The organism is Rhodoferax sp. WC2427 (assembly GCF_040822085.1).
GTDB lineage: Bacteria > Pseudomonadota > Gammaproteobacteria > Burkholderiales > Burkholderiaceae_C > Rhodoferax_B.
On record NZ_CP162006.1, the window covers coordinates 3,218,276 to 3,236,785 of the forward strand.

17 protein-coding genes are annotated in these 18,510 nt (G+C 65.5%); 3 read left to right on the forward strand and 14 right to left on the reverse strand.

Going from position 1 to position 18,510, the window contains the following annotated elements; genetic code table 11:
* Positions 1 to 98: 98 nt before the first annotated feature.
* A complete protein-coding gene (locus AB3G31_RS15195; protein ID WP_367846921.1) occupies positions 99 to 1,514 on the reverse strand; it encodes an HDOD domain-containing protein in 1,416 nt (471 codons plus the stop codon).
* A gap of 275 nt (positions 1,515 to 1,789) precedes the next feature.
* Here AB3G31_RS15195 and AB3G31_RS15200 point away from each other — a divergent pair, with 275 nt between their 5' ends.
* A complete protein-coding gene (locus AB3G31_RS15200; protein ID WP_367846922.1) occupies positions 1,790 to 2,392 on the forward strand; it encodes a M15 family metallopeptidase in 603 nt (200 codons plus the stop codon).
* A gap of 68 nt (positions 2,393 to 2,460) precedes the next feature.
* Here the strand turns inward: AB3G31_RS15200 and urtE are convergent, their stop codons facing one another.
* From urtE to urtA, 5 genes are all read right to left on the reverse strand, one after another.
* The gene (urtE, locus tag AB3G31_RS15205; protein ID WP_367846923.1) at positions 2,461 to 3,153 is read right to left on the reverse strand and encodes an urea ABC transporter ATP-binding subunit UrtE; all 693 of its coding nucleotides are present in this window, start codon (positions 3,151 to 3,153) and stop codon (positions 2,461 to 2,463) included.
* A gap of 462 nt (positions 3,154 to 3,615) precedes the next feature.
* Positions 3,616 to 4,491, reverse strand: a complete 876-nt coding sequence (urtD, locus tag AB3G31_RS15210) for an urea ABC transporter ATP-binding protein UrtD (protein ID WP_367846924.1) — start codon at positions 4,489 to 4,491, stop codon at positions 3,616 to 3,618.
* On the reverse strand, positions 4,488 to 5,591 hold the full coding sequence (urtC, locus tag AB3G31_RS15215) for an urea ABC transporter permease subunit UrtC (protein ID WP_367846925.1): 1,104 nt from the start codon (positions 5,589 to 5,591) through the stop codon (positions 4,488 to 4,490). Before urtC ends, urtD begins: the two co-directional genes overlap by 4 nt.
* Complete coding sequence (gene urtB, locus AB3G31_RS15220; RefSeq protein ID WP_367846926.1) at positions 5,588 to 7,162, reverse strand: urea ABC transporter permease subunit UrtB; 1,575 nt, start codon at positions 7,160 to 7,162, stop codon at positions 5,588 to 5,590. Before urtB ends, urtC begins: the two co-directional genes overlap by 4 nt.
* Before the next feature lie 137 nt (positions 7,163 to 7,299).
* Positions 7,300 to 8,559 carry an urea ABC transporter substrate-binding protein gene (gene urtA / locus AB3G31_RS15225; protein ID WP_367846927.1) on the reverse strand — a complete coding sequence of 420 codons (1,260 nt, stop codon included), beginning with the start codon at positions 8,557 to 8,559 and terminating at the stop codon, positions 7,300 to 7,302.
* A 170-nt stretch (positions 8,560 to 8,729) separates the two neighbouring features.
* On the opposite strand from urtA, the gene AB3G31_RS15230 reads away from it, so the two are divergent.
* Positions 8,730 to 9,974 (forward strand): D-arabinono-1,4-lactone oxidase, encoded by a 1,245-nt coding sequence (locus AB3G31_RS15230; protein WP_367846928.1) that lies wholly within the window; start codon positions 8,730 to 8,732, stop codon positions 9,972 to 9,974.
* 66 nt (positions 9,975 to 10,040) lie between these two features.
* Here AB3G31_RS15230 and AB3G31_RS15235 read toward each other — a convergent pair whose 3' ends face one another.
* On the reverse strand, positions 10,041 to 10,607 hold the full coding sequence (locus AB3G31_RS15235; protein ID WP_367846929.1) for a YceI family protein: 567 nt from the start codon (positions 10,605 to 10,607) through the stop codon (positions 10,041 to 10,043).
* 7 nt (positions 10,608 to 10,614) lie between these two features.
* Positions 10,615 to 11,190 (reverse strand): hypothetical protein, encoded by a 576-nt coding sequence (locus AB3G31_RS15240; protein WP_367846930.1) that lies wholly within the window; start codon positions 11,188 to 11,190, stop codon positions 10,615 to 10,617.
* A gap of 213 nt (positions 11,191 to 11,403) precedes the next feature.
* Between AB3G31_RS15240 and AB3G31_RS15245 the strand changes: the two genes are divergently transcribed.
* On the forward strand, positions 11,404 to 11,634 hold the full coding sequence (locus AB3G31_RS15245; RefSeq protein ID WP_367846931.1) for a hypothetical protein: 231 nt from the start codon (positions 11,404 to 11,406) through the stop codon (positions 11,632 to 11,634).
* Here the strand turns inward: AB3G31_RS15245 and AB3G31_RS15250 are convergent.
* The 6 genes from AB3G31_RS15250 to AB3G31_RS15275 form a co-directional block, all read right to left on the reverse strand.
* Positions 11,631 to 12,467: a Rossmann-like and DUF2520 domain-containing protein gene (locus AB3G31_RS15250; protein WP_367846932.1), complete on the reverse strand. Its 837-nt coding sequence runs from the start codon at positions 12,465 to 12,467 to the stop codon at positions 11,631 to 11,633. The genes AB3G31_RS15245 and AB3G31_RS15250 overlap by 4 nt on opposite strands.
* Before the next feature lie 145 nt (positions 12,468 to 12,612).
* On the reverse strand, positions 12,613 to 14,346 hold the full coding sequence (locus AB3G31_RS15255) for a biotin carboxylase N-terminal domain-containing protein (RefSeq protein ID WP_367846933.1): 1,734 nt from the start codon (positions 14,344 to 14,346) through the stop codon (positions 12,613 to 12,615).
* Positions 14,343 to 15,953, reverse strand: coding sequence for a 5-oxoprolinase/urea amidolyase family protein (locus AB3G31_RS15260; protein ID WP_367850359.1), 1,611 nt, complete (start codon positions 15,951 to 15,953; stop codon positions 14,343 to 14,345). Before AB3G31_RS15260 ends, AB3G31_RS15255 begins: the two co-directional genes overlap by 4 nt.
* Positions 15,953 to 16,726, reverse strand: a complete 774-nt coding sequence (locus AB3G31_RS15265; RefSeq protein WP_367846934.1) for a LamB/YcsF family protein — start codon at positions 16,724 to 16,726, stop codon at positions 15,953 to 15,955. The genes AB3G31_RS15260 and AB3G31_RS15265 overlap by 1 nt, the downstream gene beginning before the upstream one ends.
* 8 nt (positions 16,727 to 16,734) lie before the next feature.
* Positions 16,735 to 17,691 (reverse strand): DUF979 domain-containing protein, encoded by a 957-nt coding sequence (locus AB3G31_RS15270; protein ID WP_367846935.1) that lies wholly within the window; start codon positions 17,689 to 17,691, stop codon positions 16,735 to 16,737.
* A 2-nt stretch (positions 17,692 to 17,693) separates the two neighbouring features.
* Positions 17,694 to 18,434, reverse strand: coding sequence for a DUF969 domain-containing protein (locus AB3G31_RS15275; RefSeq protein WP_367846936.1), 741 nt, complete (start codon positions 18,432 to 18,434; stop codon positions 17,694 to 17,696).
* Between the last annotated feature and the right edge of the window lie 76 nt (positions 18,435 to 18,510).

Here is an 18,510-nt window from a genome sequence, read left to right on the forward strand (position 1 = left end):
CCTGCCACGACCTGGGTCGCTGCGAATCTATGGGTAAAAACAGGCCCCTGCGCTTATTCCATCAGCATGAGCAGCTATTAAAACCATAGTAAGTCGAATCAGGCTGCCGGGGTCGCTCCGCGCACCGTGTTTTCGGCCGCCCAGGCCCAGGCTTCGCCCGACAGTTCCAGCACACGGGCGGCGCTGGCAAAGCCATCGGCGACCACGCTGGCTTCGCTGGAAGTCTGGTTTTCCACCTCCAGCGCGGTGCGCAGGTAGACAAACCAGGGGCCGGACTGCGACAACAGGGCTTGCGCACCCTCGGGTGGCAGGCTCAGGGTGGCCACCACTTCGGCCGGGGCCATTTTCAGGATCAGGCCCAGCATCGAGGCCAGGCCCAAGGTGAAGAATCGGCCCGGCTCGGACTCGCCGCGCTCCATGGCCAGCAGCTCGACCAGCCGCGCGCGCCACAGTGCCACCTCTTGCAGGGCCGACGACAGCTGGCGGCTGCCCGCGTACTGCATCAGCATCAACGACAGCCAGCGGTGCAGGTCGTTGCGGCCCAGCAGCATGACCGCCTGGTCGATACTGCCCACGCCGCCCAGGTGGGCGTAACTGGCGCTGTTCATGCGCTGCAACAGGCGCACCGACACGCCAATGTCGCCCTTGATGTCGCCCACGATCACCGCCGTGTCGGCCCCCGCCGCCAGCTTGCTGATCAGCAGCGCCACGCGGCCCACTTCGGGCGCCAGCGGACTGGCTTCGGCCACCGTTTTAGCCATGTCGGAGGCGGCCAGGCGGCCGCTGGCCAGGCGCACGCCCGCCTGCAGGGTGCGCTCCAGGTCGTCCACACTGGCCATGTCGGTGGCGATAAACGGAATGTTTTCCAGGCCCGCCGGGGGTGCCTTGACCGCAGCGACCAGCCCGGCAACCGCCTCGGGCGAGGTGGCCCGGACCAGCAGGAAGTCGGGTTTGGAGCCCATGGACTGCTCGGCCCCCCAAGCCAGCTTGGCCCCCACCGCGCGGAACTCGGCCACTTTGGCGGCTACGCCCTGCATCACCTCGGGGGACAAAGATGTCGCCGCCGCATTGAACTCCACGCCAATTACCGTGCCCGTGTCATTTTTAGGCACCACCGCCAAGGCCAGCAAGGCCGCAGGCAGGCGCGCAAAACCAATGCGCCCGTCCATGGCCACCAGCCGCGCCGCTACCAGCACCGCGGCCACGTGCGCCGCCTGGGCCACCGGGTCAGCGCCCATCGCCAATCTACGCAGGGCCCGGTCGTCGATACGGAACTCAAAACCCGCCACCTGCCCGTTGGCGCCCATCAAGGGCCGCCGCGCCGCCAGGGCGACCAGCTTGGGGTGGACAGGAGCGGGCGCCGGTGCCGCAGCGGCCGACGGCGGGCTGGCAACCGGCGGGGTACGGCCAGCGCGCGCAATAGGCGCACCCGAGGGAAGAGCGGCGGGCAGAGCGGCAGGAGAAGGCGCACCACCAAACAACTTGGCCAGCACACGTTGGAAAAAAGAGGTCATGGGCTTAGAACTTCGTCCAGTGAAGGAACTAGGGTGCAACAGGGGTGCGACAGCCCTCACTTTATCGCCTTCCACATGAAATTGTATGAAGTTGTTACCTTTAAATGCGCGGCCTCGCCAGCGCCGCAACGCGGCTCCACCCTGCGCGCCGCCGTCGGTGCCAGCCCCGGCATCCCCCGAATGAGGGATGCCGAAAACCGCCATCGGGGCTAAATTTCCCAGTGCGGCCACCCGCTCACCACCCACCGCAACGTCCACTACCCGGAGGAACCCCCATGAACACCGATACCGTGATTCGCAAAGTGCAAGAGCTCGTGAACGTCACCGTGGACGGCCGGGCGGGGCCGCAGACCTGGCAGGCGATCTTCGAGCGCATTGCGGGAAAAGCGCTGCCCAAGACAGCCTTGTTTGTGGGCAAGGTCGATGAACGCAGCGAGAAGACCATCGCCACGCTGCATCCGCAAGTCGCCCCCCATGCCCGAAGCCTGGTCCAGCGCGCGGCATCCGTGGGCATCGAGATCAAGATCATCGGCGGCACCCGAACCTTTGCGGAGCAAGATGCCCTGTTTGCCCAGGGCCGCACCAAGCCGGGCCGGCGGGTGACCAATGCCAAAGGCGGGGAATCGAACCACAACTTTGGCATTGCGTTCGACATCGGCGTATTCAATGGAAAAACCTACCTGGGCGAATCCCCGTCGTACGACGTGGTGGGTGCCCTCGGCATGGACCTCGGCCTGGAATGGGGTGGCGCCTGGACCACGCTGGTCGACAAGCCGCACTACCAGTTGCGCCCGGTCTGGGCGGACCACCTTTCAGAGCGCGAAATGCTGGCCGAGCTGCGCGAACGCGTCGCGCAGGGCAAGGATGTGTACGCCTAGTTTTTCTAGCCAAATATGCCGATAGCGCTTATTCCATCAGCGTAAGCAGCTATAAAAACCGCAGCAATCTAAATTGCCACCAGGTTGCGCACGCCGTTGGCTTCCATGTCCTTGCCCAGGCCGCGGGCGATGAACTCGCCGCGCTCCATGACCAGGTAGTCGTCGGCCAGCTCCTGGGCGAAGTCGTAGTACTGCTCCACCAGCAGAATCGCCATGTCGCCCCGGTCGGCCAGCATGCGGATGACGCGGCCAATGTCCTTGATGATGCTGGGCTGGATGCCTTCGGTGGGCTCGTCCAGGATCAGCAGCTTCGGCCCCGCCGCCAGCGCACGGGCAATCGCCAGCTGCTGCTGCTGCCCGCCCGACAAGTCGCCGCCGCGCCGATGGATCATCTGCTTGAGCACCGGGAACAGCGTGAACAGCTCGCTGGGTATCGGCGTGCTGGCGCTCTTGTAGGCCAGGCCCATACGCAGGTTTTCTTCCACCGTGAGCCGGGCAAAAATCTCGCGGCCCTGCGGCACAAAGCCCACGCCCGCCCGGGCACGCTCGTACGGCGTAAAGCCCTGGATGGCCTTGCCGTCGAGCTCGATACTGCCGGTCTTGATAGGCACCAGCCCCATCAGCGACTTGAGCAAGGTGGTCTTGCCCACCCCATTACGCCCCAGCAGCACGGTGACCTTGCCTTTGGTGCATTGCAAGCTGACATCCCGCAAGATGTGGGAGCCACCGTAGTATTGGTTGATGTTTTTGACGTTCAGCATGGAAGGTGCGACCGGTTGAGGTTGGACTTTGAGACGTTGACTCCGAACCGCCAATAGGGGTCGGAGCCCAAATGCGGGAAGCACAAGGCTCGCCCCGCCAGCAGGCAGCGCGCAATTGGGATCCGACCCCCATTGGCTAAGCACCCCCTGTCGCGCCCTAGGCGCGATGCCCGGCAGCGCCGGGCCGATCCCGCTCCCCGGGGTCCCCCTCTGCAATGCGCCGAGGAGCGCAGCTTTGGGCGGATCAGGGCTGGCGTCTGTTTGAGCGCAGCGAGTTTAGCCAGACCCCGCCCAAAGCGAGCACCGCAGGTTCCCGTAGCGCCAGCGGAGGGCGCTGGCAGTGGGGGTGGCCTTTTCTTTGGTGACTTTCTTTTGGCCACGCAAAAGAAAGTTACTGCGCCGCCGGGCGCATATCCCGGCCGAGGACGCCCATTAACGCCAACCCGAAACAGGGATGTGCCGCTACCGCCCAAGATACACCTCAATCACCCGCTCATCCGCCTGCACCTGGTCCAGCGTGCCCTGCGCCAGCACCGAGCCGTCGCACAGCACGGTGACGATCTCGCTGATGGTGCGGATGAAGCCCATATCGTGCTCCACCACCATCAGCGAATGCTTGCCTTTGAGGGTCAAGAACAGCTCGGCAGTGCGGGCGGTTTCCTCGTCGGTCATGCCGGCCACGGGCTCGTCGAGCAGCAGCAGCTTGGGGTCTTGCATCAGCAGCATGCCAATCTCCAGCCACTGCTTTTGCCCGTGGCTGAGGTTGCCCGCCTGGCGGCCCACGCTGTCGGCCAGGTGGATGGTGACCAGCATCTCGGCCAGCTTGTCGCTCTGCGCCGAATCCAGCTTGAACAGCATGGACGATTGGACGCTCTTGTCCATTTTCAGCGCCAGCTCCAGGTTCTCGAACACGCTGAGCTGCTCGAACACCGTGGGCTTCTGGAACTTGCGGCCAATGCCCAGCTGGGCAATTTGCGGCTCGTTGTGGCGCAGCAAATCGATGGTGCTGCCGAAAAACACCGTGCCCGAATTGGGCCGGGTCTTGCCGGTGATGATGTCCATCATCGTGGTCTTGCCCGCACCGTTGGGGCCGATGATGCAGCGCAGTTCGCCGGGCGCGATGTCCAGCGACAGGCCGTTGATGGCCTTAAAACCGTCAAAGCTCACATGCACGTCTTCCAGGTACAGGATGCGGCCATGGGACACATCCACCTCGCCGGGCGTGTGCACCCGCGAAAAACCGGCTTCGCGGCCACCGGACTCGGTGTTGCCCGACACATAGGCGGGGTCCTTGGCGGCCAGGCGGCGCGCGCCCTCTTCCATCAGATCGGGGGTCATGCTTTGGCTCCCTTTAATTTCTTCACCAAACCGACCACGCCATCAGGGAGAAACAGCGTGACGGCAATAAACAAGGCACCCAGAAAATACAGCCAGAACTCGGGGTAGGCCACGGTAAGCCAGCTCTTGGCCCCGTTGACGATGAAGGCCCCCAGAATCGGCCCGATCAGCGTGGCGCGCCCACCCACCGCCGCCCACACGGCGATCTCGATGGAGTTGGCCGGGCTCATTTCGCTGGGGTTGATGATGCCCACCTGGGTCACGTACAGGGCACCGGCCACACCGCACATCACGGCAGAGATCACCCAGATGCTGAGCTTGTAGCCCAGGGGCGAATAGCCCGAGAACATGACCCGGGTTTCTGCGTCGCGGATGGCCTGCAGCACGCGGCCATACTTGCTGCCCACCAGCCACTTGGCAAACAAGAAGAAGCCCAGCAGCGTCAAGCCCGTCAGCACAAACAAGACCATGCGCATCGAGGTGGTGGCCATGGGCATGCCCAGGATGCGCTTGAAGTCGGTAAAGCCGTTGTTGCCGCCAAAGCCGGTTTCGTTGCGGAAGAACAGCAGCATGGCCGCAAAGGTCATGGCCTGGGTGATGATGGAAAAGTACACGCCCTTGATGCGCGAGCGGAAGGCAAAGAAGCCAAAGACCAGCGCCACCAGGCCGGGGGCAAACACCACCAGAAACAGCGTGGCCCCAAAGCTGCCACTCAGCGCCCAGTGCCAGGGCAGTTCTTTCCACGACAGGAACACCATGAAGTCGGGCAGATCACTTTTGTAGTTGCCGTCGTGGCCGATCTGGCGCATCAGGTACATGCCCATGGCATAGCCGCCCAGTGCGAAAAACATGCCGTGGCCCAGGCTCAAAATGCCGGTGTAGCCCCAGATCAGGTCCATGGCCAGCGCGGCAATGGCGTAGCACATGATCTTGCCGACCAGGCCAATGGCGTAGTCGCTCATGTGCCAGACGCTGTCGACCGGCACCACCAGGTTCAGCAGCGGTGCCACCGCGCACACCACGATCAGCGCCACGATGAAACTGGTCCAGCCGGAGCGGGTCAGCAGCGGTCCTTTGGTTGGTAAATTAACTTTGCTCATGCTTCTGCACTCCGGCCCTTCATGGCGAAAATTCCTTGGGGGCGCTTCTGGATGAAGATGATGATCAACACCAGCACGGCAATCTTGGCCAGCACCGCGCCGGTCCAGCCCTCCAGAAACTTGTTCAAAATGCCCAGGCCCATGGCGGCGTAGACGGTGCCCGCCAGCTGGCCCACGCCGCCCAGCACCACCACCATGAACGCGTCCACGATGTAGCCCTGGCCCAGGTCGGGGCCGACGTTGCCTACCTGGCTCAGGGCGCATCCGGCCAGCCCGGCGATGCCCGAGCCCAGCGCAAATGCGTAGGTATCAATACGCGCGGTGTTGACCCCCATGCACGAGGCAATAGGGCGGTTTTGCGTGACCCCGCGCACAAACAGGCCCAGTCGGGTTTTGCCGATCAACCAGCCCACGCCCAGCAGCACGGCCACGGCAAACGCGATGATGACGATGCGGTTATAGGGCAGCGACAAGTTAGCCATGACCTGCAGGCCGCCGCTCATCCACACCGGGTTTTCCACGCCGACGTTTTGCGCGCCAAACAGGCTGCGCACGCCCTGCTGCAGCATCAGGCTGATCCCCCAGGTGGCCAGCAGCGTCTCCAGCGGGCGGCCGTACAGGAAGCGCAGCACGCTGCGCTCCAGCGCCGCGCCCACCAGGGCCGATGCCAAAAACGACACCGGCACGGCGGCCAGCAGGTACCAGTCAAAGGCACCCGGCAAATACTTGAGAAAAACGGTTTGCACCAGGTAGGTGGCGTAGGCGCCGATCATCATCAGCTCGCCGTGGGCCATGTTGATCACGCCCATCAGCCCATAGGTGATGGCCAGGCCCAGGGCCACCAGCAGCAGGATGGAGCCCAGGCTGATGCCGCTGAAGATGGCGCCCAGCTTGTCGCCCCAGGCCAGCGAGGCCTCGACCTTGGCCAGGGCGGCGTTCAGGGCCACTTTCACATCGGCATCGGGTTCAAGGGTCAGGCGCGCCAGCAGCACGGTCTTGGTGCTGGGGTTGCCGCTGTTGGCCAAGGTGGTGGCGGCTTCCAGGCGGCGGGCCTTGTCGGTGCTGCCCAGCAGCAGGGCACCGCGCAGCAGGCCCAGCTGGTCTTTGATGGCGGGGTTGGTTTCGGCGGCAAAGGCCTTTTCCACCAGCGCCAGCTTGTTCTCGTCGGGCTCGGCCAGCAGGGTCTTGACCGCGGCGGCACGCAGCTTGTCGTCTTTGGAAAACAGCTTGACGGCGGCCAGCGCATTGTCCAGCTCGCTGCGCATCTGGTTGTTGTTGATGATGTCTTCGGCATCCGCGGGCAGGGCCACGTCGGCACCCGTGATCGGGTCTACCGCCTTGTCGCCTTGCAGCAAAAATACCTTGTCGCCCAGGGTTTTGACCTGGTCGTCGGAGAGGGCCTGGATGAAGGCGACGGTCTTGTCGTCGGCGCTGACCACGGCCTTGTTCAACGCCTCGATGCGCGTCTCGGTTTCGCCAATGGCCAAGCCTTTTACCTCGTCAGCGCTCAGTGCATAAGCGTGACCAGCTACCAAAAGCGTAGCAGCAATGAGTAGTTGTCGAATCAACATGGAGTGGCCTGTTGGTTGGGCATGGAAGCGATACCAAATCTGTATGCAAATAGTGTTCCAGCAGACCCCGCCTGCCGAAAAAAAAGGCGCCTCTCGCCTGGTGCGAAAGGCGCCCGAAGAAAAAAGCAGGGACGTGCTTACTTCTTCACTGGCTCATCTGGCTTGCCAGCATTGCCTTCGATGAACGGGCTCCATGGCACGGCCTTGACCGGGCCGGGTGTCTTCCACACCACGTTGAACTGGCCGTCGGCCTTGATTTCGCCGATGAACACCGACTTGTGCAGGTGGTGGTTCTTGGCATCCATTTCGGACACGATGCCCGAGGGTGCGTTGAACTTCTGGCCGGCCATGGCCGCGATCACCTTGTCGGTGTCGGTGCTGTTGGCTTTCTTCACGGCCTGGGCCCACATGTTGATGCCGATGTAGGTGGCTTCCATCGGGTCGTTGGTCAGGGGCTTGTCGGCACCGGGCAGGTTCTTGGCCTTGGCGTAGGCCGACCACTTCTTGATGAACTCGGTGTTGGCCGGGCTCTTGATGGTCATGAAGTAGTTCCAGGCAGCCAGGTGGCCCACCAGCGGCTTGGTGTCCACACCGCGCAGCTCTTCTTCGCCCACCGAGAAGGCGACCACGGGCACGTCCTTGGCCTTCAGGCCGGCGTTGCCCAGTTCCTTGTAGAACGGCACGTTGGAGTCGCCATTGATGGTGGACACCACGGCGGTCTTGCCACCGGCAGAGAACTTTTTGATGTCGGCCACGATGGTTTGGTAATCGCTGTGGCCAAACGGGGTGTACTTCTCGTCGATGTCGGTCTCTTTCACGCCCTTGCTCAGCAGGTAGGCGCGCAGAATCTTGTTGGTGGTGCGGGGGTACACATAGTCGGTGCCCAGCAGGACCCAACGCTTGGCACCGCCACCGGCCTTGCTCATCAAATAATCGACGGCAGGAATAGCTTGCTGGTTAGGCGCAGCACCCGTGTAGAACACGTTCTTGGACAGCTCTTCACCCTCGTACTGCACGGGGTAGAACAGCAGGCCGTTCATTTCTTCCACCACCGGCAGCACCGACTTGCGCGACACCGAGGTCCAGCAGCCGAAGATCACCGAAACCTTGTCCTGGCCCAGCAGCTGCTTGGTCTTTTCGGCGAACAGCGGCCAGTTGGACGCGGGGTCCACCACCACAGGTTCGAGCTTCTTGCCCAGCAGGCCGCCCTTGGCGTTGATTTCGTCAATCGCCATCAGCACGGTGTCTTTCAACACGGTTTCCGAAATGGCCATGGTGCCCGACAGGCTGTGCAGCACACCGACCTTGATGGTGTCGGCCGCAAAGGCAGGCACCACGGACAGGGAGGACAGGGCGACAGCGGCGGTAATCGCCTTGAGAGTAAATCGACGTTGCATGTGTGCTTCTCCGTAAAGTAAATGAACCCGGCTCGCCGCTGGGGGCCTGTGCTGTACAGAGCTTTTTGCGGCGATGGGTGGACTTTAGGGGCGGCCTGCCGATGCGGGAATACGCCGGGTGGCGTATGGGGCATGATCTTGGGCACGTTCAACTCTCCACCGGAGTCCCCATGCCATTCGAAAAAGGCGGTTTGTGGCGCAATTGGGTCGGCAACCAGTCGTGCATTGCACGCTACAAGGGCGCGCCCACGTCCGAGGCCCAGCTGTGCGAGATGGTGGCCGAGGCGGATCGGCGCGACCTGAACCTGCGCGTGGCAGGCTCGGGCCACAGCTTCACGCCGGTGGTGGGCACCGGCGGGGTGCTGCTGTCGCTGGCGCAGATGCAGGGCGTGCACCGCTTTGACGATGCCAAGAAGCAAGTCACGGTGGCGGCGGGCACGCGCATCCACGACCTGGCGCTGGCCCTCAAGGCGCACGGCTTTTCGCTGGTGAACCAGGGCGACATCGACTCGCAGGCGGTGGCGGGTGCGTTCACCACCGGCACCCACGGCACCGGTGCCACGCTGGGCTGCCTGGCCACCTCGATTGCCGGGCTGCGGCTGGTGCAGGCCGATGGCAGCGTGCTGGTGGTGGACGGCAGCGATGCCGATCTGCTGCACGCCGCCCAGGTATCGGTGGGCACGCTGGGGGTGATTTCCGAGCTGACGCTGCAGGTCACCGATGCCTACCACCTGCAAGAGCACGTGTGGCGCGACGATTTCGAGACCTGCATGGCCCGCCACGACGAGCTGGCCGCCACGCACCGGCATTTCGGCTTCTTCTGGTGCCCCACGCCGCACAGCCGCCAGCTGTACTGCCTGGCCGACACGGCGGATGCACCCCTGACCACCACATCAAAAACCGCCGACGTGTGCGAGATGAAGGTGATCGACATTACCGACCGCCCGGCGCTGGACACGCCGTTTGAAAAAATCGCCTACTCGTCCGAGATCTACCCCATCGAGTACGTGCCCAACTTCCACGAACTGGAATACGCGGTGCCGGTGCAGCACGGCAAAGAGGCGGTGCGTGCCGTGCGCGAGCTGATGCTCACCAAGCACACGAACTGCATCTTCCCCATCGAATACCGCTTCACCGCGGGCGACCCGGCCTGGATCAGCCCGTTCCACCAGCAAGACAGCATCACGCTGTCGGTATCTGGCCAGCCGGGCGTGGACTACTGGGACTACCTGCGCGATGTGGATGCCATCCTGCGCCGCTTTGGCTCGCGCCCGCACTGGGGCAAGATGCATTTTCTGGACACCGACGACGTGACCGCGCTGTACCCGCGCGCCGCAGATTTCCGGGCGCTGCGGCGCAGGCTGGACCCGCGCGGGCGCTTTCTGAACGACCACGTGCGGGCGCTGCTGGGTTAGGCATCAAATCGACCCCTTACGCTTATGGAATAAGCATGGGCAGCTCTTAAATATGTAGTAAACCCATCACTGCCGCACCGCCTCCACCTGCACCACCAGGTGCACGCTCTTGGGCATCCCCAGGCTGACCCCCAGGTCCATGCCGTAGTCGGTGCGGTCGATGGTGGTCTCGAAGCTGCCGCTGCACACCTCGGGCTCGGGCGCAGGCGGCGTGCGGCAGGCAAAGTGGTTCACCTGCAGCAGCACCGGCAGGGTCTTGCCCAGCAGGGTCAGGTTGCCCAGCACCCCGGTCAGGGTCTCGCCGCTGAACAAAAATCGGTCGCCCAGGAAGTGGATGCTGGGGTACTGGCTGGCGTTGAACAGCTCGCTGCTGGCCAGAATGGCGTCGACCAAAGGCGTGCCCGAGCGCACCGACGCCGCCTCGATGCTGACGTCGGCCAGGCCGGTTTTGGCCGCCAGGTCCAATTCGATGGTGCCCGTGTGCCGCTCAAACCGCCCGCTGCTGATGCTGCCCAGCTCGTAGGTGGTGCTGGTGCGCAACGGGTCGATGGCGTAGGTGGCCGCCTGGGTGCTGGCCGAGGCGGCGAACAGCGTGGCAGCCAGCCAGCACGGCAGGGTCCAGTGCGCGGGCATGGGCATATCAGGGCGCCAGCACACGGATCTGCACCAGCTGGCGGGTGTCGGCGGCGGCCTCGCTGCTGTAGGTGCCGGGCGCGGCCTGCCCTCCCCCGGTAGCGGCCACGGTGACCCACTGGCCCAACGGCGCGCTGACCGAGGTGGCGAGCTGGCTGCGGGCCTGGCTGGGCAGTTCGGCGTTGCCGCTGGGGGCCTGCAGGCTGGAGGATTGCACGTCGATGTCGATCTTCACCGGCTGCCCGCCACCGGGCCAGCGCGGCTGCACCGCCATGCTCTGGCCCGCCTGCATCCACACCATGCCGTAACTGACACCGCTGCCGTCGCGGCCCGAACCCACCGACTGCACAAAGCGGATAGGCACGTTCTGGCCCAGGGTCAGGGTGGCCTTTTCGCCGTTGCGCACCTGGATGCGCTGGGAGGCCAGCGGCGCGGCCACGGGCTGGGTGCTGACGGTATTGCCATCGGGCTCGCTGATCTGCCGCAACTCCACCGCCAGGTTGCGCTGCGGTAGTTGCGCCAGGGCGGGCAGTGCGAGTGCCAGGGCGGCCCCGGCCAGAAGCGTGAATGCGGTGGTAGCCATGCGGCCATTGTTCCACGCCAGGGCTTCATCCCCCAAACGAAGGATGCGAAAGTCGCCAAGTGGGGCTAACTTCAACAACATCGGTAAGGCGCCTGGACCAAAGGCCACAAAGACCGGGTCTTGCCACCCTACTTCCAGACCTTACCCCGCAAACCACTACCTATATTGATTTCAGGGGCGGCGGACCCATTTACGGAACACAAGGGGGCGTATATGCACACGCACACTGTCAATATCCAAGGCGATCCCGGCAGCCATCTGCTGCTGGAGGTGGACTTCAAGTGGCTGATGGCGGGCCAAGGCTATACCGTGGACCCCGACCGCCTGCTGCACGATCCGGCCTATGCCGACACCTGCCTGCAGTGTGCCCAGCGCTCCAGCTGCATCGCGCTGCAAGAATGCGCTTTGAACCTGCGCGAGGTGCTGGCGCAGGCCATCCACTAGCTCTTGGCCTGGCTCGCCAAACGCAAGGCCAGCGCACTCAGCGCGTCGTAGGCCGCACCGGCTTCTCGGTCCCAGGCCGCCACGGCCAGCGCCTGGCGGGCAATGGCGGCGGTGTCGCCCCGGGCGGCCGGGCCGGTCAGGGCGGCAGCCGGGCCCAGGGTCGTGATGTTGTGCACCGCATGGGCCAGCAAACGGGCGCGCAGGCCGGGAATCAGCTCGGCAGGTACTCCGGTGCTGCGCCATGCGTCTTCGGCCACGCTTTGCAGCACCGGCAGGAAGTTGGTGGCAAACACGGCTGCCGCGTGGTAGAGCAATTTGTCCCCGGTGGCCACATCAAAACAGCGTGCGCCAATGGCGGTGAAGGCCGCACGCAGCAGGCCGCAGGCGCGGCTGTGGCCCTCCAGCGCGCAGGCCGTGCCAGGGAACTGGGCCACGGCGGCATCCACCGAGGCAAAACTCAAAATACAGTGCGCGCTGGCCGTCTGCCAGCCCAGGCTCACCAGCGGTGCCAGCTGGGTGCTGCCCAGCGCCCCGCTGCAGTGGAACGCCACGGTTTGCGCACCCAGGGCCGACGATGCCGCAAACGCCGCGGCCAGCGCCTGCGCCATCGGGGGCAGCGCGGTATCGGGCACGGCCAGCATCCACACATCGGCCGGGCGCATGGCCTGCAGGCTCTCGACCGGGTAGCCCGCGCCGATGGCGGCACAGGCGGCCTGGGCGCTGGCAGGGCTGCTGGTCAGCACATCCTGCACCGCAAACGTGCCCTGCTGCTGCCATAGCCGGGCCAGCGTTTGCCCCACACGGCCAGCACCGACCAGGTTGAGTGTTTTCAAAGCAGTGGCTTTCTGAAGTTGAACGGTCGCAGGCCATTGTGCCAAAGACGGCCTCGCAGGCTGTTCGCTCTACTTTTGATAGCTTCTCACGCCCATACCATGGGCGTAAACCGCCCAAAACCTCTGCAACCCGGGAAACCGCGACTCAGTCCGCCACGATCTCCGCGATGGCATGGCCGGAGGCCACCGGGGTGCCTTGGGCCACCTTGAGGCGGATACGCCCGGCGCGGTGGGCGGTGACGTGCATCTCCATCTTCATCGCCTCCATCGAGGCAATCGCGTCGCCTGCGGCCACGCTGGCACCGTCTTCAACCATCCAGGCCAGCAGCGTGCCGGAGATGGGGGCCAGCACCGCGCCAGCGTCTGCCGCTGCCGAAACAGCCGCAGCGCCCTCGCCCACCGGCGCTGCCGCCTGCAAGCCGCGCAGCAGCTCGGCCGGCAGGCCCAGCGCCATGCGGCGGCCATCCACCTCGATGGCGGTGCGCACCAGCGCCACATGGGCCAGCGGCTCGGGCCGCACGGCGGCGCTGAGGGTGTTGGCAAAGTCGGTCTCGATCCAGCGCGTGTGCACCTTGAACCCATCCTCGCCCACAAAGTCGGGCGACTCCATCACCGCGCGGTGGAAGGGCAGCACCGATGCCACGCCTTCAATGCGGAACTCCTTCAGCGCACGGCGGGCACGGGCCATGGCCTGGGCCCGCGTGGCACCGGTGACGATGAGCTTGGCCATGAGCGAATCGAAGGTGCCGGGCACTGTCGAGCCCGACAGCACACCGGTGTCAACACGCACGCCAGGGCCTGATGGCCACTCGAATACGCGCACCAGTCCGGGCGTGGGCAAAAAGCCGCGGCCCACGTCTTCAGCGTTGATGCGGAACTCGAAAGCGTGGCCGCGCGGCACGGGCGTTTCGGTGATCGACAGCGGCAGACCATCGGCCACGCGCAGTTGCTCGACCACCAGATCGATGCCGGAGGTTTCCTCGGTCACCGGGTGCTCGACCTGCAGGCGGGTGTTGACTTCGAGGAACGAGATGGTGCCCGACGGGCTGAGCAAGAACTCGACGGTACCGGCGCTGACGTAGCCCGCCCGGGTGCAGATGTCTCGCGCCGACTGGTGGATGCGCTCGCGCTGCACGTCGGTCAGGAAGGGCGCGGGCGCTTCCTCGACCAGCTTCTGGTTGCGCCGTTGAAGCGAGCAGTCGCGCGTGCCGAGCACCACCACATGGCCATGCGTGTCGGCGATGACCTGCGCCTCGATGTGGCGCGGCCGATCGAGAAACTGCTCGACGAAGCATTCGCCGCGACCAAAGGCGGTAATGGCCTCGCGCACCGCCGAATCGTAGAGATCTGCCACCTCATCCATGCGCCAGGCGATCTTCATGCCGCGGCCGCCACCGCCGAACGCGGCCTTGATGATGATGGGCAGGCCATGCTGCTCGGCGAAAGCGAGCACCTCCTGCGCATTGCTGACCGGCCCAGACGTGCCCGCGACCAGCGGCGCGCCGACTTCCAGCGCAATCGTGCGCGCCTGCACCTTGTCGCCCAGCGCTTCAATGGCGGCGGGCGGCGGGCCAATCCAGGCCAGCCCGGCACCGATGACCGCACGGGCGAAGCCCGCGTTTTCCGACAGAAAACCGTAGCCCGGGTGAACCGCGTCGGCACCGCAGCGCGCAGCAATGGCGAGCAGTTTGCCGATGTGCAGGTAGGTGTCGGCCGGGCGATGTCCGTCCAGGCCATAGGCCTCGTCGGCCATGCGGGTGTGCAGCGCGTCCAGGTCGGCATCGGCATACACCGCGACCGACTGCACGCCGTAGTCGGCACAGGCCCGGGCGATGCGTACGGCGATCTCGCCACGGTTGGCAATCAGAACTTTTTTCATGGGGTGTCTCGCACAAAGGAGGAATCGGAAGAGGTGGCTACGCTGAACGCGCGTATGGGGTTGAAGCGCACCTGCGCGCCGATGGGGATCTGCCCCGCGCGGTCCAGGTGGTACGGTGCCACGCAGCCGATCACCGGATAGCCGCCGGTGAGCGGGTGGTCGGCCAGAAACAGCACCGGCTGGCCGCTGGGCGGCACCTGGATCGCGCCCCTGGCGGTGCCTTCGCTGGGTAGCTCGGCCAGTTGGGCACGGGCCAGGGGTATCTCGCCCGCCAGGCGCAGGCCGACGCGGTTGGACTGGGGTGTCACCGTCCAGCACTGGCTTTGCAGCAAGGCCACCGCGTCGGCGGTGAACCAGTCGGTGCGGGGCCCCATCACCACATCGAGCACGACATCCTGCTGGCGGGTGGGCAGATCGGTGCGCGGTTCCTCGGGCGCACCCACGATGGCACCGCGCGCCACCGCCTGGACGGGCAGCCGGTCGCCCGCCCGGATGGGGGGCGGGCCGAGGTGCGCCAAGGTATCGGTGGCGCAACTGCCCAGCACTGGCGCAACCGCAAAGCCGCCGCGCACAGCCAGGTAGCTGCGGATGCCCGCGCGCGGCTCACCCAGCGTGAGGCTGTCGCCGTCACACAGCGCCAGCGGCGCGTGGCTGCTGACACTGTGGCGTGTGCCACGGGCCGACACCAGGTCGATGGGCGCTTCGGCACCGGCAAAGGCCACCACAGTGTCGCCGTGGCTGGTGATCTGAAACCCGCCGTAGACGATCTCAATGCAGGCCGCGTCGCTGGGGTTGCCCACCAGGCGGTTGGCCATGCGCAAGGCAGCCTGGTCCATCGCACCCGATGCCGACACGCCCTGCCCGGCCAGGCCGTGGCGGCCCAGGTCCTGGAACAGCGCCTGCAAGCCGGTGCTGCGAACTTCCAGCGCAGCACCGGCGTATGGCGGCGAGGCGATGGGTGCGGATGGCGGAATAGGCGCTGCGGCCGAAACTTGCCCGGATACGTCCACAAAGCGCACCCGGAAGCCCGGTTGCAGCAGCGCGGGGACATCGCGGCCCAGGTCCCACATGGGCGCGGCGGTCACGCCAATGATCTGCCAGCCGCCCGGGCTGGCCTGCGGGTACACCGCGCTGAACGGACCCGCCAGACCCACCGCACCCGCAGGAATGCGCGTGCGCGGCGTGGTGCGCCGGGGCACTTGCAGGCTGGGATGGCCGCCACTGAGGTAGGCAAAGCCGGGCGCAAAGCCGGTAAAGGCCACGGTGTAGTCCGTACCCGTGTGGCGGCGGACCACCTCTTCGCGGGAGATGCCCAGGATCTGCGCCACTTCGTCCAGGTCTTCGCCCTGGTAGTCCACCGGGATCTCCACCCGTGTGCCCGTAGTTTCGACCATGGCCGTGAGACGGCGACTGCCGATGTGGCTGACCAGTTCCGCGTAGGCCACGGTGCCGGGACGGAAGCGCACCAGGATCGTGCGCGCCGCCGGTATGAGTTCGGCGATGCCATCGATGGGCTCGCTCTGCAGCGAGGCCAGCAGCGCCAGCGTCTGCGGCAGGTCGTCCAACTCGACCAGCAAGGCATCGAGGTTGACGGGCAAAAAGCGCATCATGGCGCGCCGCCCAGGTCGACGAAGGGCGCGATGCTGACCCCCGAGCGCTCCAGCAGCGCACGCACCTGGCGCGCCATCTCCACCGCGCCAGGGCTGTCGCCGTGTACGCACACCGAGTCGGCCTGCAGACGCACCGTGCTGCCGTCGATGGCCGTGACCACGCCTTCGGTGACCAGGCGCAGCATGCGCTCAGCAACTTCATGCGGGTCGTGCAGCACCGCGCCCTTTTCACGGCGCGAAACCAGCGCGCCGTCGGGCATGTAGGCGCGATCGGCAAAGGCCTCGGCCACGGTGCGCAGGCCACTGGCCCGTGCCCAGCCGATCAAGGGCGAGCCCGCCAGACCCACCAGCACCAGCGACGGGTCGATCGCCTGGATGGCCGCAATCACGTCGCACGCCTGGCGCTCGTCGTGCGCAATGGTGTTGTACAAGGCGCCGTGCGGTTTGACGTAGCGCACCACGGTGCCCGCCACCGCCGCCAGGCCCTGGAGCGCACCGATCTGGTAGACCACATCGGCCTGAAGGTCGGCGCTGGCCACGTCCATGTTGCGGCGGCCAAAACCGGCCAGATCGGGGTAGGCCACGTGCGCCCCCACGGCCACGCCACGCTCGGCGGCGCGGCGCAGCGTGCGCAAGATGCCCGCCGGGTCGCCCGCGTGGAAACCGCAGGCCACGTTGGCGCTGCTCACGATGCCGAGCATCGCGTCGTCGTCGCCCATGCGCCAGGCGCCCAGGCTTTCTCCGAGATCACTGTTCAAATCAATTTGCATGGCGGGCCTCAACGGAACATCAAAAAGTACAACAGAAACACATTGCAGGTCAGCAGGCACAGTGCAGTCGGCACCTGCGCACGGATCACCGCATTCTTGTCGGGCAGGTCCAGCAGCGCGGCGGGCACGATGTTGTAGTTGGCGGCCATGGGGGTCAGCAGCGTGCCGCAGTAGCCCGACAGCATGCCGATGGATGCCATCACCGCCGGGTCGCCGTGGTAGACACCAATCAAAATCGGCACGCCCACGCCCCCGGTCATCACCGGAAAGGCGGCAAAGCCGTTGCCCATGATGATGGTAAACAACGCCATGCCGACCACATACACCAGCACGGCAAAAAAGCGCACATCCATGTTGACGTAACTGGTAGTCACGTGGGACACGGCTTTGCCCACGCCCGCATCCGAAAACACCAGGCCCAGCATGCCCAGCATCTGCGGCAGTACCAGCGCCCAGCCCAGCGCATCGGTCAGGCGGCGCGACTCGCGGATGCCCTGCACCGGGGTCTCGTGCGTCAGCTTGCAGGCCAGGGCCAGCGCCACCAGGCAGCCTATGCCCAGGCTGACCAGCGTGGCGTTCTTCGGGTCCAGCAGGGGTGTGCCGCCCACCACCAGGACCTTGGCCGACAAGGTGCCCACCATGGTTACCACCGGAATGGCCAGCGCCGGGATAAAAAGCCGGTTGCCCAGGCGCGTGGCGCTGGCGGTGTACTCGGCCGCCGAACGCACCACGTGGTGGCCCACGCCCACGCCACCAAAGGCCGCAATCAGCGCCATCACCACCACACCGGTGCCGACCCACACCGGCGGCAACTGGTCGCCCACCAGGAACACCAGCGAATAGAGACCCCAGAAAAAGGCGCTGGAATAACGCCTGGAATGCTGGCGGTCCATGAGCGTCATCACCGCGGTGATGGCAAGGATCAGACCGACCAGGTCGTACAGGTGCGTAATCGTCAAGGTCATGCTCAGGCTCCCTTGCCAGCGGTGGCGACGGGCGTGGTGGGCGAGGTAGGCGCGCTGCCCGCCATTTCACGCGCCAGCCAGGCATCCAGTCGGCGCAGCCGCCAGGCGTGGATGCAGAAGGCGCACACGGCCGTGGGAATGCCCCACATGGCGACGTGGATGGGTTCCACCTCGATACCCGCCTCGCGCAGGAAGGTGGTCATCAGCACCACGGCACCAAAGGCGACAAAGATGTCTTCGCCAAAGAACAGGCCGACGTTGTCGGTGGCGGCGGCCAGGGCCCGCAGCTTGTAGCGCACCTTGTCGGGCAATGCGCCGAAGCGGGCCTCGGCGGCCCCTTCGGCCATGGGCGCGAGCAGCGGCCGCACCATTTGCGGGTGGCCGCCCAGGCTGGTCAGCCCGACCGCGGCGGTGAGCTGGCGTGCGCCCAGGTAAGCCATCAGCAAGCGGCCCGAGGTCGCGGACCGGATGCCGCTGATCCAGCGCTGCGCGTGCTGGCGCAAACCGTGGCGTTCGAGCAGGCCGATCACCGCCAGGGGCAACAAGATGATCAACGGCAGATTGCGCGTCTTGATAAAGCCCGTGCCAATGGTGGCCAGGATTTTCTCCACCGGGAAGTGCGCCGCGAAGGCCGTGACGATGGCCGTCACGATCACCACAAGCATGGGATTGAAGCGCAGGACAAAGCCCGCAATGATGACGGCGACCCCCAGCAAGGGCCACAGGTTGATATCGGTAGGCACGGCTTTACTCCTGGATGTGTGATCGAGTTCTTTGCTTGACTCAACCAATATTTAACTTGATTGAATCAAACATGTG